The organism is Streptomyces sp. NPDC058758 (genome assembly GCF_042746075.1).
In the GTDB taxonomy this organism is placed as follows: domain Bacteria; phylum Actinomycetota; class Actinomycetes; order Streptomycetales; family Streptomycetaceae; genus Streptomyces.
In genome coordinates, this window is record NZ_JBHYPS010000028.1 from 64,864 (window position 1) to 90,634 (window position 25,771).

Below are 25,771 nucleotides of genomic sequence, written 5' to 3' on the forward strand. Positions count from 1 at the left end.
GCGGTGGGGCCCGGCCGTGCGGCTGGGCACGGGACGGCTCGTGCGGTCGGGCGCGGGGCTGGGCTCGGGGCGGCTCATGCGGTGGCCGCCTCGGGGTGGTCCTCCGACGGGCGGCCGGGGGCGTTCGCGGGGGCGGCGGGTGCCGGTGCCGGGCGGGTGCCGGCGGCGATGACGGCCCAGAGGACCCAGACGACGCCGAGGAGGAGACGGGGCCAGGCGGGGCCGAGGGGGATGCCGGGGATCATCAGGACCGCCTTGTCGAAGGCGTCGAGGAGGGTGAGGAGGCCGAGGGTCACCGTGGTCCAGGCGAAGACCGGGCGGGTGGGGCGCAGGAGGAGGCCGGTGGCGGTCCACCAGGCTCCGGTGAGGAGGAGGGCGAGGGCGGGGACGTGGGTCGGGGCGAGGGCGAGGGTGGAGCCGGCGACGTCGAGGGCGAGGCCGGCGAGGCCGGTGACGAGGGCCGCGGCGGCGAGGCGGCGGCCGCGCAGCCGGCGCCACCACAGGACGGTGCCGACGAGGGCGAGGAGGAGGGAGGCCGCGAGGGCGATCTGGACCTCGACGCGCTCCAGGCCCCGGGCGCCGTACCAGTCGCAGCCGGCGGGCAGGCGGCGGGCCTGGACGCTGTAGTCGGCGCAGACGAGGAGCTGGGCGAGTTTGACGGGTTCGCCGACGAGCCGGGCGGTGGCTCCGGAGACCTCGCCGCGGGCGGTGCCGCAGACGGGCAGGGCGCGGGGGCTGGAGGCTCCGGTGTCGTCCTGCCAGCAGTTCGCGCGGCCCTGGCCGTCCCACCAGACGTCGGTGCGGTTGGGGCGGGGGTTGCCGGCCTTGTCGGTGCCGAGGCGGTTGTTCGCGTAGCGGTTGTGGTGGGAGGTGTCGGTCTGCTTGGCCCAGGCGGACTCGCCGCGGATGAAGGCGGGGACGGCGTTGAGGTAGAAGCCGGTCCGTTCGTGGCCGTAGATCCAGTTGTCCTCGTAGAGGTTCCAGTTGCCGCCGGCGGTGATGATGCCGGTGCCGGGCGGCATGGAGATCTGGGGGCAGACGACGCCGTTCTCGTAGCCGCGCTCGACGGGCGGCTTCGCGCAGGTGCCGTCGGCGACGTACGGGTAGTAGTCCTCGTTGTTGTCGTGGATCAGGTTGCGCTCGAAGCGGGCGTGGTTCTGCGGGAGCCCAGGGTGGCCGGGGAAGGCGGAGTCCATGGAGGCGCCGCCCATGTTGTGGTCGAACTCGTTGTCGTGGACCCAGACGGAGTCCCCGGCGGTACCGGAGTAGCCGACCATGTTGTGGTGGCTGCGGCAGCCGGTGATCTCGATGGAGTAGCGGGGGACGTCGTAGCCGCGGCCGTCGTTGATGTTCGAGGCCGAGCCGGGGTAGATGCCGGAGTCGCCGTTGCCGTAGGACTCGCAGTTCTTGTAGAGGCCGTGGTCGGAGGCGAAGGTGAGGAAGCCGTACTCGTCGTTCCAGCGGGTCAGGACGTCGTCGATGACGAAGCCGTCGGCGGCGAGGACGTACAGCGAGTTGAAGGTGGTGCGCTGGGCGGTGAAGTTGCGGAAGTAGATCCCGTCGGACTTGTCGGCGCGGATCGCGTTGAGCTTGGCGTACTTGGCGTCGACGACGACGTCGAGGCGGGAGGCGCCGGTGCCCTCGATCTGGAGGTCCTTCTTGCCGAGGATCGCGACGAGGTTCTGGTTGTGCGGGCACCGGGCCTGCTGCTCGTAGCTGAGGATCTGGTAGCCGAAGGAGGACTTCGGGGCCTCCAGGGAGGCGCAGGCGCCGGTGGGGGCCGGGAGCGAGGGCTCCTCCTCGTACAGGCCGGGGAGGATCGCGATGTTCATGCCGGGCCGGTCGACGGCGTCGACGGCCTGCTGGAGGTGGCGGTAGCCGGAGCGGGCGCAGCGGGCGAACAGTTCCTCGTTGCGGGCCTTGAGGCCGGCGGGGAAGGCGGCGATCCGGCGCCGGAAGTCGGCCCGGTCCGTCTTGCAGACGAGGAGGTCGGGCTCGCCCGTACGGTGCCGCGGCACGCTGCCGGAGCCGTCGGGGAAGGTGACGGGCCGCTCCTCGTGCGCCTGGGCGCCGGGGGCGGTGAGCAGGGCCGCGGCGAGTACCGCGAGCACGACCGAGAGCACGGAGACGAACCTTCGGGTCCACGACATGGCCGCGAGAGTAGAGCATTGTTCATCTTTTTGACCCCGCCGTGCGGGACCGGATCGCGGGGACCGGTCCGTCCGCCCCGTTGACGGGAGCGGCGAGGAATCCTACGGTCATCCATAGGATTTCTTTCAGGACAGGAGCGGGCGATGACGACCGAGCAGGCCAGGAAGACGGCCGAGGCGATCGGCTACAGCACCGGGTTCGGCAACGAGCACGGTTCGGAGGCGCTCCCCGGCGCCCTGCCGGAGGGCCGCAACTCGCCGCAGCGCGCCCCGCTCGGGCTCTACGCCGAGCAGCTCAGCGGCAGTGCGTTCACCGAGCCGCGGGCGCACAACCGCCGCTCGTGGCTCTACCGGATCCGCCCCTCGGCGGCCCACCCGCCGTTCGTCCGGACCGACAACGGCGCCGTGCGCACCGCGCCCTTCACCGAGACCGTCGCCGACCCCAACCGGCTGCGCTGGAACCCGCTGCCGGACCCGGCTCCGGGCACCGACTGGCTGGCCGGCCTGTGGACCCTCGGCGGCAACGGCGACGCGACCCAGCGCACCGGCATGGCCGTGCACCTCTACCACGCCAACGCCTCCATGGAGCGGGTCTTCGGCGACTCCGACGGCGAGCTGCTGATCGTCCCCGAGCGCGGCGGCCTCCTCCTGCGCACCGAGCTGGGCCTGCTGGCCGCCCGCCCCGGCGAGGTGGCGCTGATCCCGCGCGGGGTCCGCTTCCGCGTCGAGCTGCTCGACGACACCGCCCGGGGCTACGTGTGCGAGAACTACGGCGCCCCCTTCCAGCTCCCCGACCTCGGCCCGATCGGCGCCAACGGCCTCGCCAACGCCCGGGACTTCCGCGCCCCGCTCGCCGCCTACGAGGACGTCGAGGGCCCGGTCGAGGTGGTCAACAAGTTCTGCGGCAACCTCTGGACGGCGACGTACGGCCACTCCCCGCTCGACGTCGTCGCCTGGCACGGCAACCACACCCCGTACGTCTACGACCTGCGCCGCTTCAACGTCATCGGGACGATCTCCTACGACCACCCCGACCCGTCGATCTTCACCGTCCTCACCTCGCCGTCCGACACCCCCGGCCTGGCCGGCGTCGACTTCGTGGTCTTCGCCCCGCGCTGGCTGGTCGGCGAGGACACCTTCCGGCCGCCGTACTTCCACCGGAACGTGATGAGCGAGTACATGGGCCTGATCGAGGGCGCGTACGACGCCAAGGCCGAGGGCTTCGTCCCCGGCGGCGGCTCGCTGCACAACATGATGTCCGCGCACGGTCCCGACCGGGAGACCTTCGACAGGGCCAGCGCGGCCGAGCTGAAGCCGCAGAAGATCGACGACGGCCTGGCCTTCATGTTCGAGACCCGCTGGCCGGTGACGGCGACCGCGCAGGCCGCCGGCGCCGACCACCTCCAGCGGGGCTACGACGACGTGTGGCAGGGTCTGGAGCGCCACTTCCGGCCGTAGGACACCGCCCGCCGGCCGTAGAGTCCGCTCAGCCGTCCCACCGCGCCGCCGTACGGAGAACGCCGTGACCGCCTTCGCCCCCGACTCGCTGGTCCTCAACCGCAAGCTCCCGCTGTGGTACCAGGTCTCGCAGTCCCTGCGCGCCTCCATACTGGGCCGCACGCCCGACGCCTCGCTGCGGCTGCCCACCGAGGAGCAGCTCGCCGCGCACTACGGCGTCAGCGTGCTGACCATGCGCCAGGCGCTCAAGGAGCTGGAGGAGGAGGGGCTGATCAGCCGGCACCGGCGGCGCGGCACCTTCATCGAGCCGGGCGCCCGGCGGTCCACCCCGCGCCGGCTGCTCGGCTCGATCGACGCGATCGTGGCCCAGCAGTCCGGCGAGCGGACCACCGTCCTCGGCCACGGCCCGGAACCGGTGCCCGGCGAGCTGGCCGAGTACTTCCCGGACGTGGCCGAGGTCGCGACCTACCGCCGGCTGCGCTCCGACGGGGAGAGCGACGAGCCCACGAACTGGGCGGAGAACGCGGTCCGGCCCGAGTTCGCCGCCGCGATCGACCCGGCGGACCTGGAGCGGTGGCCGATGACGAAGGTGCTGCGGGACGTCGTCGGGGTGCGGATCAGCCGGATCACCGACACGGTCGAGGCCCGGCTCGCCGACCCGGAGACGGCCGAACTCCTCAGGGTCCCGCTGCTCTCCCCGATCCTCCACTACACCGGCGTCACCTACGCCGAGGACGGCCGGGTCGTCGACGTCGCCCGCATCCGCTACCGCGGCGACCGCTTCTCCTTCACGGTGACGGTCGAGGCGCACTGACGCCGGGCGGGGCGCCGTCCCTGCCGGGGCCGGGCAGGGACGGCGAGCGGGCCGTTCTCGCGGCCGGAGTGGACTCCGAGCGGGAACCCGAGGCGTACCGCCGCCTGTTCGAGGGGCTGGTGCCGCGCGAGCCGGTGGCTCCGCCGCCGTCCCGCCGGTGGCGCCGTGTCCGCCGACCGGGCCGCCCGCCGCCGGGTGCGCACGGACGGCGCTCGTGTGCCTGCGCGGGGTGACGGATTAGCATGCGGGGCGTGACAGAGGCTTCCCGGCCGCAGGCCCCTCCACCGGACGACGACGTGCCCCTGCTCGACGAGTTGATGCCGTGGTCGGTGGCGCCGCTGCGGTTCGGCCGGGCGTGGGTCGTCGCGCCGGACCTCCGGACGCTGCGCGGGCGGTGGGACCGGCTGGTCGCGGCGGAGGGCGGGGAGCGGGAGGCGCTGTTCCGGCCGAGCCGGGCGCGGACGACGGGGACGGCGGTGGCGGCGCTGCCCGGGCAACGGACCGGGACCGGGCGGTTCGCCCACGAGGCCGGGCCCTGCCCCGAGGCCGTGCGGGTGCTGACCGGGCCCTTCGACGAGCAGTGGCTGCTGCCCGACCACCGGCTGCTCGACACCGCCCGGCCCGAGCTGTGGCGGGTGGCGGGCGGGCCGCAGGTCTTCGCCGTGGAGCAGGGGTACGTGCCGGGGGCGGCCGGGCCTCCGCTGCTGGTGACCGGCGCGCTGCCCGAGGGGCGTTCCCCCGCGGGCCGGCCGGGCCGGATCCGGCCGCTCTTCCGGCGGCCCGGCGGCCGGGAACCGAACCTCGCGCCGGGGCTGCTCGGCTTCCTCCGGGAGCACTGCGGGCGCGGGCGGCCGGTCGATCCGGGCCAGTGGCTCGCCTGGGCCGCCGCGGCCGCGGTCCCCTCCCCCGCCGGCTGCCGGGTGCCGCTGCCGGCCGGGCCGGAGGCGTGGGAGGCGGGCGTGGCGCTCGGCCGGGAGCTGGTGGACGTCCAGCTGCGGGGCGCGCTGACCGGGGCCCGGCCGCGGCTGCCGGGCGGGCGGCGGCCCTATGTGCGGGCGGCGTTCCCGGCGCGCCCGGACTCGCTCACGTACGACCCCGGGGGCGAGGTGCTGAGCGTCGGCGGGGGCCTGGTCTCGCCGGTCCCCGAGGCGGCCTGGGAGTACCGGGTCGGCGGGGTGCGGGTACTGGAGCAGTGGTTCGCCCGCCGGACCGCACCGGCCGAGCCGGGCTCGCTGGAGGCGATCGGCCCGGCGGCCTGGCCGCAGGAGTGGACCTCCGAACTCCTCGGCCTGGTCACGGTGCTGGCCCTGCTCGGCGCGCGCGAGCCGGACCGCGCCCCCTTCACCGCCGGCGGCGGTCCGGGGCGGTCGGCGCTGCGCGCGGCCGGGGTGCTGCCGGTGCCGGACGGGGCGCGTCGTCCCGCCTCGGTGCTCGACCACCGGGAGGAGGGCCCGGGGGGCCAGTTCACTCTGGTGTGACGGGCTCTGCGGCCGGTCCCGCGGCGGCGGCGAAGGAGTCGAGCAGCCGCGCGAGGGTGAGCGCGAAGATCTCCTCCGGGTCGGCGGGGGCGGCGGACTCGGCGAGCAGCGCGGCGAGGTGGGGGTACCGTCCGCTCGCCACCTGGCCCATGAGGTAGGCGCCGCGCACGGCCTGCTCCTCCGCCTCTGACCAGGGCAGTCCGCGGGCGCGTTCGGCGATGGCCTGCTCGTTGCGGACGGTGGCCATGACCGTGCCGTTGATCATGGCGATGAGCTGCATCTTGAGCCCGGCGGGCAGGTCGAGCGGGGTGAGGCAGCCGAGGCTCCACTCCAGGTAGCGCAGGGCGTTCGGGCTGAAGCCGTAGGCGGTGGTCATGACCCGGGAGAGCCACGGGTGCCGGTACATGATCGCGCGGGTCTGGTACGCGAGGTCGGTCATGTCGGCCCGCCAGTCGCCGCTGGGGCGGTCGGGGAAGACGTACTCGGCGCTCGCGGCGTCGACCATCAGCTCGTACAGGTCCTCCTTGCGGGGGACGTAGTTGTAGAGCGACATGGTGCCGCAGCCGAGTTCGGCGGCGACGCGGCGCATGGAGACCGCGTCGATGCCGTCGGCGTCCGCGAGGCGGACGGCGGCGTCGACCACGTCCTGCCTGCTGAAGGCCGGCCGGGGGCCACGGCCCGCGCGCTCGGGGCGCGCCCAGATCACTTCGGGTTCGGCCGCTCGGCCCGCCATCTCATCACCTCGCTCCCCATCGTAGTTACGTACACCGTACGTAGTGCGGTACGGTGCCGCCATGGAAACTACGTACGCTGTACTGAGTGAGGGTCTGGAGAAGCGGTACGGCGAGGTCCACGCCCTGCGCGGACTCGACCTCGCGGTCCCCGAGGGGACCGTCTGCGGCCTCCTCGGCCCCAACGGCGCCGGGAAGACCACCGCCGTCCGGATCCTCACCACCCTCCTCGCGCCCGACGCCGGCAGCGCCCGGATCGCCGGCCACGACCTGGTCCGCGACCCGGCCGCCGTACGCCGCCGGATCGCCGTCACGGGCCAGTACGCCTCCGTCGACGGCGACCTCACCGGCGCCGAGAACCTCCGCCTCTTCGCCCGGCTGCTCCGCCTCCCGCGCGCCCGGGCCGACGAGCTCCTGGAGGAATTCGGCCTCGCCGGGGCCGCGGACCGGCTCGCCCGCACCTACTCCGGCGGGATGCTCCGCCGCCTCGACCTCGCCGCGGGACTGCTCGCCCGGCCTTCGGTCCTCTTCCTCGACGAGCCGACCACCGGCCTCGACCCGCGCAGCCGGAACACGATCTGGGACGCCGTGCGCGGGCTCGCGGACCGGGGCACCACCGTGGTGCTCACCACCCAGTACCTGGAGGAGGCCGACCGGCTCGCCGACGACATCGTGCTCGTCGAGGACGGCCGGGCCGCCCACCGCGGCACCCCCGCCCAACTGAAGGCGCTCGTCGGCAGCCGCGCCGAGGTCGTCCTCGCCGGAACCGGGCCCCTGGAGCCCGCCGCGGCGGTCCTGGACCGGCTGACCGGCTCGGCGCCGGTCCTGGACGCCGAGCGCCGCACGGTCGGCGCGGTCACCACCGATCCCGCCCTCACCCTGCCCCGGCTGGTCCGCGAGATCGACGCCGCCGGGATCCGCATCGTCGACGCCTCGCTGCGTCCGCCCACCCTCGACGAGGTGTTCCTGCGCCTCACCGGACGGAAGGAGACCGCCGCGTGAACGCCCTCGCCCTCGAAGGCACCGCCCTGGTCGGCCGCAACCTGCGGCGGATCCGGCACGCCCCCGCGATCACCGTCATGACCCAAACGATGCCGATCGTCTTCCTGCTCTTCTTCGGGTACGTCCTCGGCGGCGCGCTCGCCGTGCCCGGCGCCGAGTACCGCTCCTTCCTGGTACCGGGCCTGCTCGTCGCCACCGCCGCCGGCGGGCTGATGACCGGCATGTTCCAGGCCGCCCAGGACACCCACCGGGGCGTCATGGACCGCTTCCTCACCCTTCCGGTGAGCCGCGCCGCCGTGCCGCTCGGGCAGGCCGTCGCCGATCTCCTCGTCTGCGCGGTCGGCACCGTCCCGATGGTGCTGGTGGGGCTCGCCATGGGCTGGCGGATCGAGGGCACCGCGCTGGAGGCCCTGGGCGCCTTCGGCCTGCTGCTGCTCTTCCGCTCCGCCGCCACCTGGGCGGGGATCCTGCTCGGCCGGGTGTCCGAGAGCGAGGAGGCGGCGGGCCAGCTCGGCAGCGCCACCTTCATGCTGCCGCTGCTCTCGAACGCGTACCTCCCCACCGACGGCATGCCGGGCTGGCTGCGGACGCTCGCGGAGTGGAACCCGATCTCCGCCGTCGCCACCGCCGTCCGGGCGCTCTTCGGCAACGCGCCCGTGCCCACCGGCGCCGCCTGGCCGGTGGCCCACCCGGTGGCGGGCTCGCTGCTCTGGTCCCTCGGACTCCTCGCGGTCGTCGTCCCGCTCGCCGTCCACCGGTACGCGCGCCGCTGACCCGCCCCGCGGCGGAGTGATCCAGGCCCTGATGACAGCGGCCGCACCGGCGCGGTAGGCAGACGGGCATGAGCACTCAGCCACTCCCCCTGGACGGGATCACCGTCGTCTCCGTCGAGCAGGCCGTCGCCGCGCCCTTCGCCACCCGCCAGCTCGCCGACCTCGGCGCCCGGGTCGTCAAGATCGAGCGGCCCGACGGCGGCGACTTCGCCCGCGGCTACGACACGGCGGCCCGGGGGCTGGCCTCGCACTTCGTCTGGTGCAACCGCGGCAAGGAGTCGGTCGCCCTCGACCTCAAGGACCCGCGCGGACTCGCGCTGGCGCGGCGGCTGGTGGCGGGCGCCGACGTCTTCGTGCAGAACCTGGCGCACGGCGCCGCGGCCCGGCTCGGCCTCGACGCGGCCACGCTCTGCGCCGCGCACCCCCGGCTGGTCGCCGTGGACGTCTCCGGCTACGGCCCGGACGGCCCGTACGCCCACCGGAGGGCGTACGACATGCTCGTCCAGTGCGAGACCGGCCTCGTCTCGGTCACCGGCACCCCCGAGGAGCCCGTCAAGTCCGGCATCCCGGCCGCCGACATCGCGGCCGGGATGTACGCGTACGCGGGCGTCCTCGCCGCCCTCGTCCGGCGCGGCACGACGGGCCGGGGCGGGCCCGTGGAGGTGTCGCTGTTCGACGCGCTCGCGGAGTGGATGGGCCACCCCCTGCACCACGGGGCGCACGGGGGCACGGCCCCGGCGCGCACGGGGCTCGCGCATGCGGTGATCGCGCCCTACGACGCCTATCCGACGGCCGACGGCGGCCTGGTGCTGCTCTCGGTGCAGAACGACCGGGAGTGGCGGCGGCTCGCCGAGCGGGTCCTGGAGCGGCCGGAACTCGCCGACGACCCGGACTTCGCGACCAACCCGGCACGGGTGGCGCGCCGGGCGGCGACCGACGCGGCGGTCGGCACGGCCCTCGCCGCGCTGCCGGCGGCCGAGGCGGTGGCCCGGCTGGACGCGGCGGGGATCGCCTGCGCGCGGCTCAACTCGGTGGCGGAGCTGGTGCGGCACCCGCAGCTGGCTGCGCGGGACCGCTGGCGCCCGGTGGACTCCCCCGCGGGCCCGCTCCCGTCGCTGCTCCCGCCGGTCGTCTTCCCGGACGGCCCGGAGGCGCCGATGGGGCGGATCCCGGCGCTGGGCGAGTCCACCGACGGCGTCCTCGCGGAGCTGGGCGTGCCGGCGGCGGAGGTGGAGGAGCTGCGGGCGGCCGGCGTGATCGCCTGAGCGGGGCCCCGGGGGCGGGTACGACGAAGCGCCGGACTGGCGGGGACGCGTCCGGCGCTCTCGGCGTGCGGGTGGGGACGGGCGGCGCACCGGGGCGGCCGGGTCGCGTCGGGGACGCGGCTCCGCTGCCCTGGCGCGCGGCGGGGCGCTAGTGGCGCGAGCCGAAGAGGGTGCGGCGCAGACGGCGGAGCGGGGCGAAGAGCGAGACGCGCGCACGGTCGCCGTGCGGGCTCTGGACCGGCGCCTCGTGCCGACGCGTCGTCAGTTCCCGCATGAGCAGCGTCGCCTCCGCCGCCTCGCGCTGGGGCACGGCGGGACCGCCGAGCACCGCGAGATGGCGGTCGAGGCGCGAACTGGTCGCGCTGCTCCCGCAGGTGATGGCAGGCACACGCGGCCTGCTGCGCATCGTTATCTGTTCCATGTCACTCCCCACCCGTACGAGGGCACCCGGCCCGGGCAGGTTAACCCTATCGCCCCACGGTGACACGCGTGTATCCCGCCGACGGGATTCACAGCACTCGTACGGGGGTTGACGGTCACTCTGCGAATACGGCCGATTCCAGGGCGACTTGGACAGGGTTCGAACACCTGCCGAACCGTCATGAACCATCCTGCACCCCGGCCCCCGACCTGCGGCCCCGGAGACCGGTGTGATCTGCGCCACCGGACTCCGTACGGGCGGGTCGCCACCCGCCCGTGCCGCGGCTACCGTGGCTGCATGACGCTGATCGCGGGCCGTTACCGGCTGCTCGACGCCCTCGCGGAGGGCGCGGCGGGGATCGTCTGGCGCGCCCGGGACGAGGCGCTCGGCCGCGAGGTGGCCGTCAAGGAGGTGCACGCCCCGCCGGGCACGCCCGAGACGGAGGAGCGGCCGCTGTACGCGCGGGTCGAGCGCGAGGCGCGGGCCGCGGCGGCGATCACCGGCCCCGGGGTGGCCGAGGTGTACGACGTGGTCGTGGAGCACGGCCGGCCGTGGATCGTGATGGAGCTGGTCCGCGGGCTGACGCTGGCGGAGACCCTGGAGGCGGGCGGGCCGCTGCCCGACCGGGAGGCGGCGCGGGTCGCGCTCGGCGTGCTGGCGGCACTGCGGGCGGCCCGGGAGGCCGGCGTCCCCTACCGCGATCCCGGTCCCGACCGGGTGCTGCTGGCGAACGACGGGCGGGTGGTGGTGACCGGGGTGGCCACCGGGACCTCGGCGCGGGGCGAGGCGCCGGACGCGCCGCCGCCGGGCCCGGAGGAGGACCTGCGGGCGCTGGGCGCGCTGCTCGGCGGGATGGTCGCCGATCCGCGGACCGGGCCGCTGGCGCCGGTGGTGGAGGGCCTGGCCGACCGGGACGCGGGCGTGCGCGCCGGGGCCGTACGGGAACTGGAGGAGGCGGCCGGAGCCGGGGAGCGGCCCCGGGGGGACGTCACGGCCGGCGGGGCGGCGGAGCGCGCGCCGGGGCGCCCGGAGGCCCGGGAGGACGATCGGGAGCACGGCGGCCCCGGTGGCGTGCGCGGGGCGCGTACGGAGGAGCGCGCGGGCGCGGAGGGCCGGCGGGGGCCCCGGCGGGGCGCGGTGATCGCGGCCGGCGTCGCCGGGCTGCTGGTGATCGCGGGTGCGCTGGTCTGGCAGGCCGTCAGGGACGAGGGTCCGGGCGCCGGTCCGGGCGGGGGCGGGGCGTCGAGCACCGCTCCGGCCGTTCCCGGCGCCACGGGTACGGGTGCGGAGGTGGGGGGACCCGCCGCTACGCCGCGCTCCTGAAGCTCGGGAGGTAGCCGCCCGACTGACCGGCGGCCGTCGGGTGGTAGGACTCGCCGATGTTGAGCCAGTTGACGCTGTGCAGCCAGGCCGAACCGGAGCAGATCTCGTGGCCGGTGAAGGCGGGGACGACGCTGGCGAAGGCGAAGCCGTGATCGGCCGCGCGCTTGGCGACGGCGGCGTTGAGGTGGTCGGAGGCGCCGTTGATGGCCGCCCGCTCGGTCTCGCTGAGGCCGGCGATGCAGCTGCCGCTCAGCTGGTAGAAGCGCGGGTAGCCGAGGACGACGACGCGGGCGGCCGGGGCCTTGGCGCGAATCGCGTCGTACACGGCGTCGAGCCGGGCCGGGAGGGTGGAGTCGACGTACGCCTTCGCCTGGTTCACCCGGTTGACGCAGGTGGACTCCGACTGGAGCACACAGGTCGTCATGACGTCGGCGAAGCCCGCGTCGTTGCCGCCGATGGTGATCGAGACGAGGTCGGTGGCGGAGGAGAGCGGGCCGAGCTGCTTGCCGGTGACGTCGGTGGTGACGGCGCCGGAGCAGGCCGTGAAGGCGAAGGACGAGGGCGCGTTGGCGTTGGCCCAGAGGCGCGGGTAGGCCTTGGTGGAGCGCTTGCAGTCGCCGCTGGCGCTGTCGTAGCTGCCGGCGCCGACGCCGGAGGAGTAGGAGTCGCCGAGGGCGACGTAGTCGAGGGCGGCGGACTCGGCGGCCTGGGCGGCCCCCGCCCCGGTCAGGGCGAGGACGGAACCGAGCAGGAGCGAGGACGCGAAGGCCGCGAATCGCGACAGTTTCATGGAACCTCCCTGTAGCAGGATCTCTGCGCTACCAGGAAGTAGCATCGGATCCGCCCGCGCGGAAGTGTTCATGTCAAAACTGACCCTGGAGAGTGAGTGAACATCCCTCAGGAGCCATGCGTTTTCGGCCACCTGAGGAACCGGAAGCTCCCCTCCCGGATTCCGGTCGAACGTGATCACGACTCGGTCGCCCGGCTCCGCACAGGAGCGCGACCGGGCCCCACCCCTCCCACCCCGGAAACGGATTGATCGAATCCGATCACCGGGAGAGCGCTTACGAGCGGCTTTCGCTCGCCAAAGTGACAGAAACCGGGTCGCTCCAGCGGGACTTGCCATACAGTCCCATTCATCAATACCGTCGTACATCTCACCCGCATCGGCCCATCGGCAAGCGACTCAGGGGAAGGCGCCGGCATCGCGATGGGTCCCGGAGCGGGGCGCGGTAGGGGGGTGCCGTGCTCGGCGTGTCCATGTGCGCCGGGTCGCGGGTACCGCGCGGCCAGTCATGCCAACTCGCCGGTCTCGCAAGGAGATCGCTTCCGCGCGGGGATGGCGAGAACCCCCCTTTCGAACCGGACATTCGATCGGGCCGCCCAGGGGTGGGCCGCCCACCGGACGAGAGGGAGACCGACCGATGAGCTCGTTCCTGCGCCCGGCCACCACGGGCCGTGAATTCACCGAGCCGAGTCGAATAGACGCCCGATACCGGGCCATCACGAACCATCTGGCGATCACTCCCCCGGTGAGTGTCGTCATTCCCGCGATGAATGAAGCGGAAAATCTTCCGTACGTGTTCAAGACACTGCCGGAATGGATTCACGAAGTCGTCCTCGTCGACGGAAATTCGACGGACAACACCATCGAGGTGGCCCGGGAACTCCGGCCCGACGTCAAGGTCGTCAAGCAGGTCGGCAAGGGCAAGGGCGACGCCCTGATCAGCGGCTTCGCCGCCTGCACCGGCGACATCATCGTGATGGTCGACGCCGACGGCTCCGCCGACGGACAGGAGATCGTCTCCTACGTCTCCGCCCTGGTCGGGGGCGCGGACTTCGCCAAGGGCTCGCGCTTCGCGAACGGCGGCGGCACCGACGACATGACCGGCATCCGCCGGCTCGGCAACTGGGTGCTCTGCTCGCTCGTCAACCGCAAGTTCGGCGCCCGCTACACCGATCTCTGCTACGGATACAACGCCTTCTGGAAGCACTGCCTCGACAAGATCGCCCTCGACTGCACCGGTTTCGAGATCGAGACCCTCATCAACATCCGGGTCGTCAAGGCCGGCCTGAAGGTGCAGGAGGTCCCGAGCCACGAGTACCTGCGGATCCACGGCGTCAGCAACCTCAACGCGGTGCGCGACGGCATCCGGGTCCTGAAGGTGATCCTCCGGGAGAAGCGCGTCCCGAAGGCCGCCCGGGCGCTCCGCCGCCCCGCCGCCTTCTCGGTCAACGTCCCCCGGGGAGAGGTCTCTTGAGCGACCGTCCGGCCCCGCCCCGCTTCTCGGTGGTGATCTGCGTCTACACGGAGGAGCGGTGGGGGGACATCCTCGCCGCCGTCGAATCCGTCCGGAAGCAGTCGCTGCCGCCGCTGGAGACCCTGCTCGTCGTCGACCACAACGAGCGGCTCCTCCACCGGCTCACCGAGGAGTTCGCGGACGCACGCGACCGCGCGGAGGTCCGGGTCCTCGCCAACGCGGGCCCCCGCGGCCTCTCCTCCGGCCGCAACACCGGCATCGCCGCCGCCCGCGGCGCCTTCGTCGCCTTCCTCGACGACGACGCGGTGGCCGAGCACGACTGGCTCCACCACTTCGCGGCCGGGTACGAGGACCCCGAGGTCGTCGCCGTCGGCGGACGCACGCTGCCCGTCTGGGCCTCCGGCCGCCGGCCCGCGTGGTTCCCCGAGGAGTTCGACTGGGTCGTCGGCTGCACGTACCGGGGGCTCCCCCCGGGCCGGGTGCGGGTCCGCAACGTCCTCGGCGGCAACGCCTCCTTCCGGCGCACCGCCTTCGACGCCGCCGGCGGCTTCGCCACCGGCATCGGCCGGGACGGCGACCGGCGCCCGCTCGGCTGCGAGGAGACCGAGCTGTGCATCCGGCTGGCCGGCGCGGTGCCGGGCGCGGTGCTCCTCATCGACGACCGGGCGGTCATCCACCACAAGGTGCCCGCCGCCCGCGAGCGCTTCGCCTACTTCCGCACCCGGGTCTACGCGGAGGGCCTGTCGAAGGCCCTCGTCGCCCAGAGCGTCGGGGCCGGCAAGGGCCTGGAGTCCGAGCGGCGCTACACCAGCCGGGTGCTGCCCGCCGGAGTGCTGCGCGGGGTGCGGGACGCCCTGCTCGGCCGCGCGGGCGGCGCGGGCCGGGCCGGGTCCATCGTCACGGGCGTGGCGCTCGCCGCCGGCGGCTACGCGCTCGGCACCCTCCGCGCCCGCCGCGGCGGCTCCCCCACCTTCTCGTGGGGCCCGATCGCGCCGGAGACCGCGCCCCCGCCGGAGGTCCGGGAGCCGGCGGCCAGCACCGAGGGGGCGGCCGCGTGAACGGCACCCCCGCCGGGGCCCCCGGGCGCCGGAGAACGGACCGCGGCGGGTCCGGGGCCGCCGGGCCCGGGACCGCCCCCGCCCCGGTGCCGATCCTCATGTACCACGCGGTCGCCCCCGATCCGGCGCCCGCGACGCTCGGGCTCTCCGTGACGCCCGAAGCCTTCGCCGCGCAGATGGACGCGGTGGCCGGACGGGGCTTCACCCCGGTCACCACCGCCGCGCTCGCGGCCGCCTGGCGGGACGGGGCGGCTCTGCCGCCGCGGCCGGTGCTCGTCACCTTCGACGACGGCTACGAGGGCGTGCACCGGTACGCCCTGCCGGTGCTCGCCCGGCACTCCTTCCCGAGCACCGTCTTCGTCACCAGCGGCTGGCTGCCCGGCCGGCACGCCACCGGAGGCGCCCTCGACACCATGCTCTCCTGGGAGCAGGTGCGCGAACTGGCCGCCGCGGGCACCGAGATCGGCGGGCACAGCCACAGCCATCCCCAGCTGGACCAGCTCGACGCGCGGCGGCTGCGGTTCGAGGCGCTGCGCTGCCGGGAGCTGGTCGCCGAGGAGACCGGCACCGCGCCGGACTCCTTCGCCTACCCGTACGGCTACTCCAGCCGCCGGGTGCGCACCACCGTCCGGGAGGCCGGCTTCGCCCAGGCGCTCGCGGTCGGCAACGCGCTCGCCCGCCGCCGCCAGGGACCGTACGCGCTGGAACGGGTGACCGTGCGCCGCTCCACCACCACCGAGGAGTTCGTCCGCCTCGTCGAGGGCCGGGCCGTCGGACGGAACTTCGCCGCCGACCGGGCGCTGACGAAGGGGTACGCCCTCGTCCGCAGGGCGCGCGGCGCGCTGCGCGGGCACTGGATCTGAGGGCGGCGGCGGGCGGCGCGTCCCGCCCGGCAAAACCCGGTGCGCCGCCCGGGCGGTTGGCGGATCATGGCGGCATGCCAGACACCCCCGCCGTACCGTCCGGGCCGCGCCGGTCGCTGCCGGTCGCGGTCAGCCTCGACGACAGCGACTCGCCGGGCGACGTCATGGACGCGCTCTTCCTCGACCGGTTCACCACCGGGGACCAGCCGCACGCGCACGGCCTCACCCTGGACCGGGCCAAGCCCGACGCGACGCTGCTGCCGCCGGGTGCCCGGGTGCTGTGGGGGTCGAAGGAGGAGGACCGCAGCTCCGTCCTCGCCGAGGGCGAGGGCTGGACGATCCTCTCCTCCCGCTGGAAGCACCGCGCCGACGTCACCGTGACCGCGACCGACCCCGAGCTGGCCGCGCGGATCCTCGCCGAGGCCACGGACGGCGCCAAGGACGAGCCGGAACCGGAGCCCGAGGACGTCACCATGGGCTTCTGGTACCTCGCCCCGCAGCGCGGGCCGCGCCGGATGACCCGCCGGATCAGCGCGGACACCTGGGACGAGGCCCGGCCGAACTACACGGCGCCGGTGGCCGGCGCGATGGACCGGCTGATGAAGCTGACCCCCGAGGACGTCACCGGCCGGCTCCTGCTGCTGCACGGCCCGCCCGGCACCGGCAAGACCTCCGCGCTGCGCACCCTCGCCAGGTCCTGGCAGGACTGGTGCCAGGTCGACTGCGTGCTCGACCCCGAGCGGCTCTTCAACGACATCGGCTACCTGATGGACATCGCCATCGGCGAGGACGGCGACGGCACGGAGAAGGAGCGGTGGCGGCTGCTGCTCCTGGAGGACTGCGACGAGCTGATCCGGGGCGGGGCCAAGGAGGCCACCGGCCAGGCGCTGTCCCGGCTGCTGAACCTCACCGACGGCCTGCTCGGGCAGGGCCGGAACGTGCTGGTGGGGCTCACCACCAACGAGGACCTGGAGCGGCTGCACCCGGCGATCGTGCGCCCGGGCCGCTGCCTGGCGCGGATCGAGGTCGGGCCGCTCACCCGGGCCGAGTCGGCGGCGTGGCTGGGGCGGGACGAGGGCGTGCCGGCCGAGGGCGCCACGCTGGCGGAGCTGTTCGCGCTGCGGCGCGGGACCTCCCCCACCGAACTCCCGGAGCAGCGCGCCCCCGCCCCCGGTCTCTACCTGTGAGCGGGGACCGGGCCCGCCGGGGGCCTTCCCGGCGGGCCCGGTCCGTCACTCGGAGTCGTACGCGGCCCTCAGCGCGTCCCGCACGGCGGCCTCGGCCTCGTCCCGGGTGAGGCCCAGGCGGTAGGCCTCCTCCGCGTACTGCGCGGCGGCGGAGGCGGCCCGGCGGCTGGCGGCGTCGCCCGCCGCCGCGACGAAGGTGCCGTGCCGGCCCCGGGTCTCGATGACCCCGTCGGACTCCAGGGCCTTGTACGCCTTGGCGACCGTGTTCGCGGCGAGCCCCAGCTGCTCCGCGAGTCCCCGGACCGTCGGCAGCTTGTAGCCGACCGGGAGTCTGCCCGACCGGGCCCGCTCCGAGATCTGGGCGCGCAGCTGTTCGTAGGGGGCGGTGGTGGACTGGTGGTCCACGGCGAGTGTCAGTGTCACCCGCCCGATTCTGCCCCCACCCCACCGGAAAATGGGAGGCGGCGGTGCGGCCCCGGCCGTAGCGTGCGGCCCCATGACTGTCATCGTCCGTGACGTACGGCCCGAGGACGCCGAGGGTTTCGCCCGCGTCCGGCGGGCCGCCCTCCCCTACATGCTGGCCACCGCGGAGCAGCTGGCCTTCGACTGGGCGCACGCCCATCCCGACTCCCACGCCCGGCCGCTGGTGGCGGTGACCGAGGACGGCGAGGTCATCGGGACCGCGCAGGTCTCGGTCGCCCACGACTCCCCGGAGCCCGGTGTCGGTCGCCTCAACGTGTACGTGGACCCGGCCCGTCAGGGGCTCGGCGCGGGCACGCTGCTGGTGCGCACGGCCGAGGAGCACCTGTCCGAGCGGGGGGCGACGACCCTCTACAGCTGGGTCCTGGACGAGCCGGCGAACCGGGTCTACGCGGAGCGGCGGGGCTACGCGCCGAGCCGTTCGGCGCACTTCCTGCGGCTGGACCTGACGGCGGGGCTGCCGCCGCTCCAGGCACCGCCCGCCGGGGTCGAGCTGGTGCCGGCCGAGGAGTTCGCCGCGGACCCGCGGCCGGTCTTCGAGCTGGACGCGGCGACCACCGCCGACGAACCGGGTGACGTGGCGGCCGAGTTGGACGACTATCCGCACTGGCTGGAGACCACCTGGAACCACCCGCTGCACGACCGGGCGCTGACGACGGTGGCCGTGGTGGACGGGGTGCCGGCCGCGTTCAGCGCCGCGCAGACCGACGGGCTCGGGCGGTACTCGTCGGGAATGACGGGGACGGCCCCGGCCTTCCGCGGGCGCGGCCTGGCCAAGCTCGCGAAGAACGCGTCGCTGCACCGGGCGCGGGCGGCGGGCTGCACGGAGGCTTTCACCGGGAACGACGCGGGGAACGGGCCGATGCTGGCGATCAACGAGTGGTTCGGGTACGCGATCGGCGCGACGGAGGTGCGGTATGTCAGGGCGCTCGGTTGAGGTGGCGCTGTGGAAGGCGGGGCGGCTGAAGATCCGCTACCCCGCCGAGGTGGTGGCGGAGTCGGCGACCCGGCTGTCGGTGCGGGCGCCGTGGGCGGCGCCGGGGGTGCGGGACTTCGGTTTCGTCCGCTTCGAGCCGGGTGACGTCTTCGTGGAGCACTACTGGAACGACCGCTGGTACACCGTCAAGGAGGTGTGGTCGGCGGACGGCGGGCTCAAGGGCTGGTACTGCGACATCACCCGGCCGGCCGAGTTCGGGGCGGCCGGGGTGACGGTCGAGGACCTGGACCTGGACCTGTGGGTGTCGGCGGACGGCAGCGAGGTGCTCCGGCTCGACGAGGACGAGTTCGCGGCGAGCGGCCTGGGCCTCTCCGACCCGGAGGCCGCCGAGCGGGCCGTGGCCGCCCTCGACGAGCTGGAACGACTGGGCCGCCGGGGCCTCGTGGCGTTGCTCGACGGCTAGTTCAGGGTCACGGGGGCGGTTTCGGTGGCGCGGAAGCCGGGGGCGGGGAGGCCGAGGTCGCCCTCGGGGACGAGCTGCATCAGGGTGGCCTCGACGCGGGCCTCGCCGGGCTGGTAGGCGGGGTCCTTCACCACGGCGGTGTTGGTCCAGGTGCGGACGAGGCCGTCGCAGACGGCCCGGGTGCCGCCGATGCCGGCGGAACGGTCCTGCTGACGGAGAGTGGAGCTGACGAAGACCGGGCCCGCGCTGTCGTCGAGGCAGCGGTAGGTGCCGGAGAGGGTGACGGTGGCGTCGGCGCCGAGGAGACCGGCCGGGTCGACCGTGAGGAAGTCCGCGAGCCGTCCGGCCGGGTCGGCCGTGGGGCCGTCGGCCCCTCCCGCGTGGGCGAGAGGGGCGGTGGTCGCGGCGAGGAGCGCGGTGGCGGCGAGGGCGAGTCGGACGCGCATGGCAGGGGTCCCTTCAGGGGGTGGGGGGAGTTGTCGCCCGCCAGGGATACCGGATCCGGCCGCCCGTTGTCCGAAACTCACTCCTTCATCGGCGCGTTGGCCGGGCGGCGGCCCGATCGTCGTACCGTCGTACGCTCCGCCCGGCCCTCGCTCAGGCCCCGGTACGGCTCCGCTCCGCCGTCTTCCGTCCCACCGCCTTCCGCAGCAGCGGCCACAGCAGGAGCAGCAGCACGACCGCGTACACGGTCACCGAGAACGGGGTGTTCACCAGGCCGGTGACGGAGCCGTCACTGAGCTGGAGGGCGCGGCGGAGCTGCTGCTCGGCGGCCGGGCCGAGGATCACGCCGATGACCGCGGGCAGCACCGGCAGGCCGTACCGGCGCATGCCGAGGCCGAGCAGGCCGACCACCAGGAGGACCACCAGGTCCAGGGCCTCGCCGCCGACCGCGTACGCGCCGACGGCGGCGAAGAACAGGATGCCGGCGTAGAGGTACGGGCGCGGGATCCGCAGCAGCTTCGCCCAGACGGGCGCGAGCGGCAGGTTGAGCGCGAGCAGCAGGACCATGCCGACGAAGAGCGAGGCGATCAGGCCCCACACCAGCTCCGGCTCCCGCTCGAACAGCAGCGGGCCGGGCTGGATGCCGTACTGCTGGAAGGCGGCGAGCATCACCGCGGCGACGGCGGTCGTCGGCAGGCCGAGCGTCAGCATGGAGACGAGGGTGCCGGCGGCCGAGGCCGAGGCGGCCGACTCGGGTCCGGCCACGCCCTCGATGGCGCCCTTGCCGAACTGGTCCCGGTGCTTGGAGAGCCGCTTCTCCGTCACGTACGACAGGAAGGTCGGGATCTCGGCGCCGCCGGCCGGGATCGCGCCGAACGGGAAGCCCAGGAACGGGCCGCGCAGCCACGGCTTCCAGGTGCGCCGCAGGTCCTCGCGGCCCAGCCACGGACGCCCGACGGGCACCGGCCGGCCGGCGGTGCGGCGCAGGTGGGCGGCGACCCACAGGGCCTCGCCGATGGCGAAGAGGCCGACCGCGACGATGACGACGTCGATGCCGTCGGCGAGCTGGAGCGAACCGAAGGTGAGCCGCTGCTGGCCGGTGAGCTGGTCGAGGCCGACCAGGCCGAGGGTGAGGCCGATGAGCAGCGAGGCGACGCCGCGGATCCGGGAGGAACCGAGGACCGAGGTCACCGCGATGAAGGCGAGGACCATCAGCGCGAAGTAGTCGGGGGCGCCGATGTCCACCGCGAGGGCCGCGACGGTGGGGGCGAGGACGACCAGCAGCATCGTGCCGATCATGCCGCCGGCGAAGTGGCCGATGGCGGCGGCGGCGAGCGCCTGCGCGCCCCGCCCGGCCCTGGCCATCGGATGGCCCTCCATGGCGGCGACCACGGCCGCGCTCTCGCCGGGGGTGTTGAGCAGGATCGAGGTGGTGGAGCCGCCGAACATGGCGCCGTAGTAGATGCCCGCGAACATGATGAACGCGCCGGTCGGTTCGAGGCCGTACGTCACCGGGAGCAGCAGGGCGACGGCCATCGCGGGGCCGATGCCGGGCAGCACGCCGATCGCGGTGCCGAGGAGCACGCCGACGGCGGCCCACAGCAGGTTGACCGGGGTGAGGGCGGTCCCGAAGCCCTCCATCAGGGAGTTCAGGGATTCCATGGGTCAGAGCACTCCCATCAGCGGGCCGCCGGGCAGCGGAACGCCCAGCAGGCGGTCGAAGACGCCGTAGGTGAGGAGGGAGAGGACGGCCGCGATCAGCGGGTCGCGGGCGGGGTGGCGGCTGCCGAGGGCGTAGGCCGCGCCCCAGAAGAGCAGGGCGCCGGCGACCGGGAAGCCCAGCGGGCCGATGAGGACGGCGAAGCCGAGGAAGACGCCGACGAGGAGGAGGACGGTGCGCCAGTCGGCGGGGGCCGCGAGGTCGATGTCCTCGCCGCCCTCGGCCTCGCCCCGGCCGCCGTGGAGCACGTCGAGGGCGAGGAGGACGGCGACGACCAGGAGGCCGCAGCCGACGAGGAGGGGGACGGTGGCGGGGCCGACGGGGCCGCGCGCGGAGACGTCGACGTCGAGGGTGAGGGCGTCGGTGAGGACGAGGACGCCGAGCAGGAACAGCAGGGCGCAGACGCCCAGTTCGGAACGGGAGCCGGGCCGCTCTCCGGGGTTCGTGGTCACAGTCCCAGCTCCTTCAGCACCGTGTCGACGCGGGCGTTCTGTTCGGTGAGGAAGGCGCCGAACTCCTCGCCGGGCAGGAAGGCGTCGGTCCAGCCGTGGGTCTTCAGGGACTCGCGCCACTGCGGCGAGCCGTGCAGCTCGGTGACGAGGGTGACGAGCCGGTCCCGCTCGGCGTCGGTGAGGCCGGGCGGGGCCACGATGCCGCGCCAGTTGGTGAACTCGGTGTCGAGCCCGGCCTCGCGGAGGGTGGGGGCGTCGAGGCCGGGGACGCGCTCGGCGCCGGTGACGGCGAGGAGGCGCAGCTCGCCGGCCTCGATCTGGTCGAGGTACTCGCCGACGCCGGAGACGCCGAAGGCGACCTTGGAGCCGAGGATGGAGGCGAGGAGTTCGCCGCCCCCGTCGAAGGGGACGTAGTTGACGTCCTTCGGCGGGATGCCGGCGGCCCGGGCCATCAGCATCGGCGCGAGGTGGTCGGGGCCGCCGGGCGAGGAGCCGCCGCCGACGGGCAGCTTCCCGGGGTCCTCCTTCCAGGCCGCGAGCAGCTCCTGGATCGTCCGGTACGGGGAGTCCTTGGAGACGACGACGATGTCCTGCTCCTCGGTGAGCCGGGCGATCGGGGTGGTGTCGGCGAGGGTCCTGGGGGTCTTGTTGGTGTGGACGGCTCCGACGACGCCGAGCCCCATCGACATGGCGACGCGGCCGTCGCCGCGCTCGCCGACGAGCCGGGTGAGGCCGACGGTGCCGCCCGCGCCGGGCAGGTTGAAGACCTCGATGTCGCCGGTGAGACCGGCCTCCTCGGCGTTCTTCGCCGCGGTGCGGGCGGTGATGTCGTAGCCGCCGCCGGGAGTGTTGGGGACCATGATGCGCAGGCCGGGGATGTCGGTGCCGGTGTCGGGCCCGCTGCCGGGGGTGAGCAGCGGCGGTCCCACGAGCACCAGCAGCGCCGCCCCGAGCAGGGCGAAGGGGGTGCGAAGACGCAACGGGGCAGCCTCTCGGTGGATGAGCGGTGGTGGGGGGTGCCCACATGTTGCCCGCGCGTGAGGAAGCTGTCGCCCTTCCGCAACCAACGGACGTTGTGGTCCTTGCGGTCGCGACCTACCGTGTCCGGCGTGACGAAGGTGCTGGTGGTCGACGACGACTTCATGGTGGCCAAGCTGCACAGCCGCTACGTGTCGGCCGTGCCGGGCTTCTCCGTCGTCGGTGTCGCGCACACCGGCGCGGAGGCGCTGCGCGCCGCGCACCGGCTCCGCCCCGACCTGGTCCTCCTGGACGTCTTCCTGCCGGACATGGACGGCATCGGGGTGCTGCGCGAGCTGCGCGGGGCGGGCCTCGCGGTGGACGCGCTCTTCATCACGGCGGCGCGGGACGCGGGTGTGGTCCGGGCGGCGCTGCGGGCCGGTGCCCTGCACTACCTGATCAAGCCCTTCCACCAGGCGGCCCTGCACGAGCAGCTGCGCCACGCCGCGTCCCTGCGCAGCCGCCTCGACGGCCTGGACGAGGCGCGCCAGGAGGACGTGGACCAGATCTTCGGCGCCCGCCCGCCAGGCTCCCGCGAACTCCCCAAGGGCCTGGCCCCCCACACCGCCGACCTCGTCGAGGGCATCCTCCGCGCCCACCCCGAGGGCCTCTCGGCCACGGAGTGCGCCGAAGCCGGAGCCCTCTCCCGCGTCAGCGCCCGCCGCTACCTCGAACACTTCGCGGCGACGGGCCGCGCCGAGGTGACGCTGCGGTACGGGGGGACGGGACGGCCGGAGCGGCGGTACCGGCCGGCGGGGTGAAGGGGGTTAGGGGGTGCGCGCGGCGTTCCGGTACTGCTGGAGGAGTGCCTCGGCGCTCACCGTCCAGGGGTGGGCAGGACCCAGTAGGCGGATCCGACCCTCCACCACCGTCTCCAGCTGCTCGACCGCTTCCTCGTATCGCTCCAGAGCGGCGAGCACGGTGCCGAGCAGCTCGCGCGCGCTGAGTACCGCGGGATGGCCCGGAACGACGCGCTCGTGCCCGGCCACGGCCTCACGGGCGTGAGGCAGCGCCTCCGTCCACCTGCCCGCGGTGGAGAGCGCGAGCGCGTAGTTCTGCTCGGTCCCGAATCTCATGAGGTGGTCGTCCCCCATGATTCTGCGCCAGTCCTCGATGACGGTGGGACCTGTCGCAATGATCTCGTCCCTCTCGGGCAGGGCGGCCACGTAGGGGTTGCCGGGGTGGCCGACCGCTCCCAGGAGGTACGTGCGAGCGAGGAGCGTGAGCGGGTGGGTTCGTCCGAGGATGGTCTCCCGGCCTTGAGCCCCTCGCACCTTCAAGCTCCACGACTCCTCGAACCGGCCGAGGTTGCTGAGCGAGAACGAGAGGTGCAGGCCTGCGTTCAGGGTGTCGAGAGCGTCGGGTCCGAGGGTGCGCTCACACGCGTCGAGCACCTCCCGGTACACGCTTTCGGACTCCTCGAACCGCCCGAGCCGGAGAAGGGCTCGCCCCACTCGCATGCGCATCCTGAGAACGGACACGTTGTCGGCCGACAGGGCGGAGGTGAGGACGTCGAGGGCTTCCCGTGCCAGGGTGAGCGCGGAGCCGTAGTCCCCCGACCGGTGCGTGGCGATGACGAGCCGGAGGGCGCAGTCGGCGGCATCCTCGACGGCGGCCGCGCCGACCTCCCAGCCGACCAGTCGCCGCAGGAACGCGATGACGTGCGGAGCGAGCAGGATCACCGCGGGATCCTGCTCCCCCCGCTCCGGCACCTCCGGCAGAACGGCCTTGAGGAGGCGGACGGCGGTGGCGGCGAGCCGCTCGCGCTGGTCCTCGGGGGTCGCCCGGGCCACGCTGTCGAGGACGATGCCGTGGACCCGCAGGCAGCGCACCCGGCCCGGGACGAGTTCGGCCAGCGAGTGGTCGAGGAGGCCCCGGAGGGCGGATTCGACGCGGGTCGGGTGCAGTTCCGCGCCGAGGCCGGCGCCGGCGAGGAGCGCGAGCGGGAGGGGGTCGCCGGCCCAGCAGGCCAGCAGGCGCAGCAGGGCGGTGGCCTCGGGGAGGCCCTGGGCGGCGAGGGCGTCCAGGGACAGTTGCCAGGTGCGGCTGAGCAACTGGCGTGATTCCGCACCGGTTTCGGCACCCTGGTCGAGGAGTTCGATGGGGTGGTGGCCGGCCGCGCCGTCGAGTCCGCGCCGGTAGGCGGCGAGGTCCCACGGGTCGAGGATCTGGTGGGCGAGGAACCCGCCGGCGAGGGTGAGCGCCAGGGGGAGCCGCCCGAGGCGGTCGGCGACCTCCGCCGCCTCCTCCGCGCTTCCCGCGTGGGGAGCGAGGTCCTGGAGGACGAGCGCGGCGTCCTGGCGCGGGAGGACGCCGAACTGGAGGAGTTCGGCCCCCGGCCACCAGTGGGCCGCCGCCTGGCGGGTGGTGACGACGACGGTGCCGGCGGGGCTGGTGCGCAGCCATCCCCCGTCGCGGAGGACGGCGGGGGTGTCGGCGTTGTCCAGGACGAGCAGCCAGGGCTGGTCGGAGGCGTCGAGGTGGTGCCAGACGAGGTCGGCGGCGGGGCGCAGCCCGCTGCGCGCGCCGGTGAGTTCGGCGTCGGTGGCGCCCCGGTCGGCGGCGACGGCGAGCATGCCGGCCCGCAGGGAGGCCGGATCGGAGGCGTTGACCCAGAAGCCGATCCGGCCCGCGCGGTCGACGGCGTGGCGGAAGAGGGTGTGGGCGACGGCGGTCTTGCCGCAGCCGCCCATGCCGTGGAGGACGTGGACGCTGTTGCCGGCGCCGGGCTCGACGGCGGCCCGCAGGCGGTCCATCTCGCCGACGCGGTCGCGGAGCACGACGGGGGGACGCCCGACGGCCGGGTGGCGGACCGAGTCGGGGCCTTCCGCCCATGCGGGGGCGTGGTGGTGGTGCTCGACGATGTGCTGGTCGCCCGTGGCCTGGTACACCCGCCCGTATCCGTCGGCCCGGCCCTCGTTGGCGCCGGTCATGAGCGGCCGATGTGCTGGTCGCGGCCCGCCTGGTAGACCCGGGCGTGTCCGGAGGCGGTGGCGTGCTGGGTCACCGCGGGGGCGTCGGGGGTGACGGGGCGGAGGTCGTCGAGGAGTGCGCGGAGCACCGCGGCCTCCTCGGGGTGGGCGACGAGGAGCCGGCGGATGCGGCCCTGCCATTCCGCGCCCAGTTCGCCGTCGGTGTCCGGGTCCCCGGCGGCCCGTGCGGCCAGCAGGTCCGTGCGGGTGGCCTCCAGTTCGGCGGAGATCGCCTCGGCCCGCTGCGGCTCGGCCCGGCGCCACAGCGAGGTGATGCCGTCGCTGACGCGCTGCCAGGCCTCGGTCGTCAGCAACGTGACCAAGGTCGTCCCCGCCGTGCCCGCGAGCACCGCCAACTCCGCGTCCATGAAGCGTTCCTCCCCGTCGATTCCGCTCGCCGGCCAGGCTATCCGGGCGGCCCCGGACTCCACAGCGGATTCACGCCCCTCGCGGCCGGCGGCGCCGGGGCTGTCTGAGCCGGTTCTTAGCGGTGCCTTAAAGC

Annotated in this window: 25 protein-coding genes; 14 read left to right on the plus strand and 11 right to left on the minus strand. The window is 74.6% G+C overall.

Going from position 1 to position 25,771, the window contains the following annotated elements:
* Positions 1–74 precede the first annotated feature (74 nt).
* Entirely contained in the window at positions 75–2,150 is a 2,076-nt protein-coding gene (locus ACFW6A_RS27525; protein WP_351841874.1) for a right-handed parallel beta-helix repeat-containing protein, read from the minus strand.
* A 144-nt stretch (positions 2,151–2,294) separates the two neighbouring features.
* Here ACFW6A_RS27525 and hmgA point away from each other — a divergent pair, with 144 nt between their 5' ends.
* The 3 genes from hmgA (at position 2,295) to ACFW6A_RS27540 (ending at position 5,900) form a co-directional block, all read left to right on the plus strand.
* A complete protein-coding gene (gene hmgA, locus ACFW6A_RS27530; RefSeq protein WP_351841876.1) occupies positions 2,295–3,608 on the plus strand; it encodes a homogentisate 1,2-dioxygenase in 1,314 nt (437 codons plus the stop codon).
* Between the two features lie 64 nt (positions 3,609–3,672).
* Positions 3,673–4,422, plus strand: a complete 750-nt coding sequence (locus ACFW6A_RS27535) for a GntR family transcriptional regulator (RefSeq protein ID WP_043223857.1) — start codon at positions 3,673–3,675, stop codon at positions 4,420–4,422.
* A 242-nt stretch (positions 4,423–4,664) separates the two neighbouring features.
* On the plus strand, positions 4,665–5,900 hold the full coding sequence (locus ACFW6A_RS27540) for a type ISP restriction/modification enzyme (protein ID WP_351841878.1): 1,236 nt from the start codon (positions 4,665–4,667) through the stop codon (positions 5,898–5,900).
* On the opposite strand, the gene ACFW6A_RS27545 is transcribed toward ACFW6A_RS27540, so the two are convergent.
* On the minus strand, positions 5,887–6,633 hold the full coding sequence (locus ACFW6A_RS27545; RefSeq protein ID WP_351841880.1) for a TetR/AcrR family transcriptional regulator: 747 nt from the start codon (positions 6,631–6,633) through the stop codon (positions 5,887–5,889). The genes ACFW6A_RS27540 and ACFW6A_RS27545 overlap by 14 nt on opposite strands.
* Positions 6,634–6,694: 61 nt before the next feature.
* On the opposite strand from ACFW6A_RS27545, the gene ACFW6A_RS27550 reads away from it, so the two are divergent.
* From ACFW6A_RS27550 to ACFW6A_RS27560, 3 genes are all read left to right on the plus strand, one after another.
* Positions 6,695–7,633, plus strand: coding sequence for an ATP-binding cassette domain-containing protein (locus ACFW6A_RS27550; RefSeq protein ID WP_351841882.1), 939 nt, complete (start codon positions 6,695–6,697; stop codon positions 7,631–7,633).
* Positions 7,630–8,406, plus strand: coding sequence for an ABC transporter permease (locus tag ACFW6A_RS27555; protein ID WP_351841884.1), 777 nt, complete (start codon positions 7,630–7,632; stop codon positions 8,404–8,406). Before ACFW6A_RS27550 ends, ACFW6A_RS27555 begins: the two co-directional genes overlap by 4 nt.
* A 68-nt stretch (positions 8,407–8,474) precedes the next feature.
* Positions 8,475–9,671 carry a CaiB/BaiF CoA-transferase family protein gene (locus tag ACFW6A_RS27560; RefSeq protein ID WP_351841886.1) on the plus strand — a complete coding sequence of 399 codons (1,197 nt, stop codon included), beginning with the start codon at positions 8,475–8,477 and terminating at the stop codon, positions 9,669–9,671.
* Positions 9,672–9,819: 148 nt separating this feature from the next.
* On the opposite strand, the gene ACFW6A_RS27565 is transcribed toward ACFW6A_RS27560, so the two are convergent.
* Positions 9,820–10,092 (minus strand): hypothetical protein, encoded by a 273-nt coding sequence (locus ACFW6A_RS27565; protein WP_386643618.1) that lies wholly within the window; start codon positions 10,090–10,092, stop codon positions 9,820–9,822.
* A 297-nt stretch (positions 10,093–10,389) separates the two neighbouring features.
* On the opposite strand from ACFW6A_RS27565, the gene ACFW6A_RS27570 reads away from it, so the two are divergent.
* Positions 10,390–11,415, plus strand: coding sequence for a hypothetical protein (locus ACFW6A_RS27570; protein WP_386643621.1), 1,026 nt, complete (start codon positions 10,390–10,392; stop codon positions 11,413–11,415).
* Here ACFW6A_RS27570 and ACFW6A_RS27575 read toward each other — a convergent pair.
* Entirely contained in the window at positions 11,399–12,205 is an 807-nt protein-coding gene (locus ACFW6A_RS27575) for an SGNH/GDSL hydrolase family protein (RefSeq protein WP_351841891.1), read from the minus strand. The two genes, ACFW6A_RS27570 and ACFW6A_RS27575, sit on opposite strands and share 17 nt — an antisense overlap.
* A gap of 634 nt (positions 12,206–12,839) precedes the next feature.
* Between ACFW6A_RS27575 and ACFW6A_RS27580 the strand changes: the two genes are divergently transcribed.
* From ACFW6A_RS27580 to ACFW6A_RS27595, 4 genes are all read left to right on the plus strand, one after another.
* A complete protein-coding gene (locus ACFW6A_RS27580; protein ID WP_351841893.1) occupies positions 12,840–13,676 on the plus strand; it encodes a glycosyltransferase family 2 protein in 837 nt (278 codons plus the stop codon).
* Positions 13,673–14,734, plus strand: coding sequence for a glycosyltransferase family 2 protein (locus tag ACFW6A_RS27585; protein ID WP_386643624.1), 1,062 nt, complete (start codon positions 13,673–13,675; stop codon positions 14,732–14,734). The genes ACFW6A_RS27580 and ACFW6A_RS27585 overlap by 4 nt, the downstream gene beginning before the upstream one ends.
* A 98-nt stretch (positions 14,735–14,832) precedes the next feature.
* Positions 14,833–15,597 carry a polysaccharide deacetylase family protein gene (locus ACFW6A_RS27590; protein ID WP_386643659.1) on the plus strand — a complete coding sequence of 255 codons (765 nt, stop codon included), beginning with the start codon at positions 14,833–14,835 and terminating at the stop codon, positions 15,595–15,597.
* Between the two features lie 74 nt (positions 15,598–15,671).
* Entirely contained in the window at positions 15,672–16,784 is a 1,113-nt protein-coding gene (locus ACFW6A_RS27595) for a DUF5925 domain-containing protein (protein ID WP_351841897.1), read from the plus strand.
* Positions 16,785–16,829: 45 nt separating this feature from the next.
* On the opposite strand, the gene ACFW6A_RS27600 is transcribed toward ACFW6A_RS27595, so the two are convergent.
* Entirely contained in the window at positions 16,830–17,207 is a 378-nt protein-coding gene (locus ACFW6A_RS27600) for a GntR family transcriptional regulator (RefSeq protein ID WP_030494480.1), read from the minus strand.
* Positions 17,208–17,280: 73 nt separating this feature from the next.
* Between ACFW6A_RS27600 and ACFW6A_RS27605 the strand changes: the two genes are divergently transcribed.
* Positions 17,281–18,201 (plus strand): GNAT family N-acetyltransferase, encoded by a 921-nt coding sequence (locus tag ACFW6A_RS27605; protein ID WP_351841899.1) that lies wholly within the window; start codon positions 17,281–17,283, stop codon positions 18,199–18,201.
* Positions 18,182–18,664 carry a DUF402 domain-containing protein gene (locus tag ACFW6A_RS27610; protein ID WP_351841901.1) on the plus strand — a complete coding sequence of 161 codons (483 nt, stop codon included), beginning with the start codon at positions 18,182–18,184 and terminating at the stop codon, positions 18,662–18,664. The genes ACFW6A_RS27605 and ACFW6A_RS27610 overlap by 20 nt, the downstream gene beginning before the upstream one ends.
* Here the strand turns inward: ACFW6A_RS27610 and ACFW6A_RS27615 are convergent.
* The 4 genes from ACFW6A_RS27615 to ACFW6A_RS27630 form a co-directional block, all read right to left on the minus strand.
* Positions 18,661–19,110: a DUF6299 family protein gene (locus tag ACFW6A_RS27615; protein ID WP_386643629.1), complete on the minus strand. Its 450-nt coding sequence runs from the start codon at positions 19,108–19,110 to the stop codon at positions 18,661–18,663. The genes ACFW6A_RS27610 and ACFW6A_RS27615 overlap by 4 nt on opposite strands.
* Positions 19,111–19,261: 151 nt before the next feature.
* Positions 19,262–20,770 (minus strand): tripartite tricarboxylate transporter permease, encoded by a 1,509-nt coding sequence (locus ACFW6A_RS27620; RefSeq protein ID WP_351841905.1) that lies wholly within the window; start codon positions 20,768–20,770, stop codon positions 19,262–19,264.
* Between the two features lie 3 nt (positions 20,771–20,773).
* On the minus strand, positions 20,774–21,280 hold the full coding sequence (locus ACFW6A_RS27625; RefSeq protein WP_386643633.1) for a tripartite tricarboxylate transporter TctB family protein: 507 nt from the start codon (positions 21,278–21,280) through the stop codon (positions 20,774–20,776).
* On the minus strand, positions 21,277–22,260 hold the full coding sequence (locus tag ACFW6A_RS27630; RefSeq protein ID WP_351841909.1) for a tripartite tricarboxylate transporter substrate binding protein: 984 nt from the start codon (positions 22,258–22,260) through the stop codon (positions 21,277–21,279). Before ACFW6A_RS27630 ends, ACFW6A_RS27625 begins: the two co-directional genes overlap by 4 nt.
* Positions 22,261–22,389: 129 nt before the next feature.
* On the opposite strand from ACFW6A_RS27630, the gene ACFW6A_RS27635 reads away from it, so the two are divergent.
* Positions 22,390–23,058, plus strand: coding sequence for a response regulator (locus ACFW6A_RS27635; RefSeq protein ID WP_351841911.1), 669 nt, complete (start codon positions 22,390–22,392; stop codon positions 23,056–23,058).
* 6 nt (positions 23,059–23,064) lie between these two features.
* Here ACFW6A_RS27635 and ACFW6A_RS27640 read toward each other — a convergent pair whose 3' ends face one another.
* Positions 23,065–25,230 (minus strand): tetratricopeptide repeat protein, encoded by a 2,166-nt coding sequence (locus tag ACFW6A_RS27640; RefSeq protein ID WP_386643636.1) that lies wholly within the window; start codon positions 25,228–25,230, stop codon positions 23,065–23,067.
* Positions 25,227–25,637 (minus strand): hypothetical protein, encoded by a 411-nt coding sequence (locus ACFW6A_RS27645; RefSeq protein WP_351841915.1) that lies wholly within the window; start codon positions 25,635–25,637, stop codon positions 25,227–25,229. Before ACFW6A_RS27645 ends, ACFW6A_RS27640 begins: the two co-directional genes overlap by 4 nt.
* Positions 25,638–25,771: the final 134 nt, after the last annotated feature.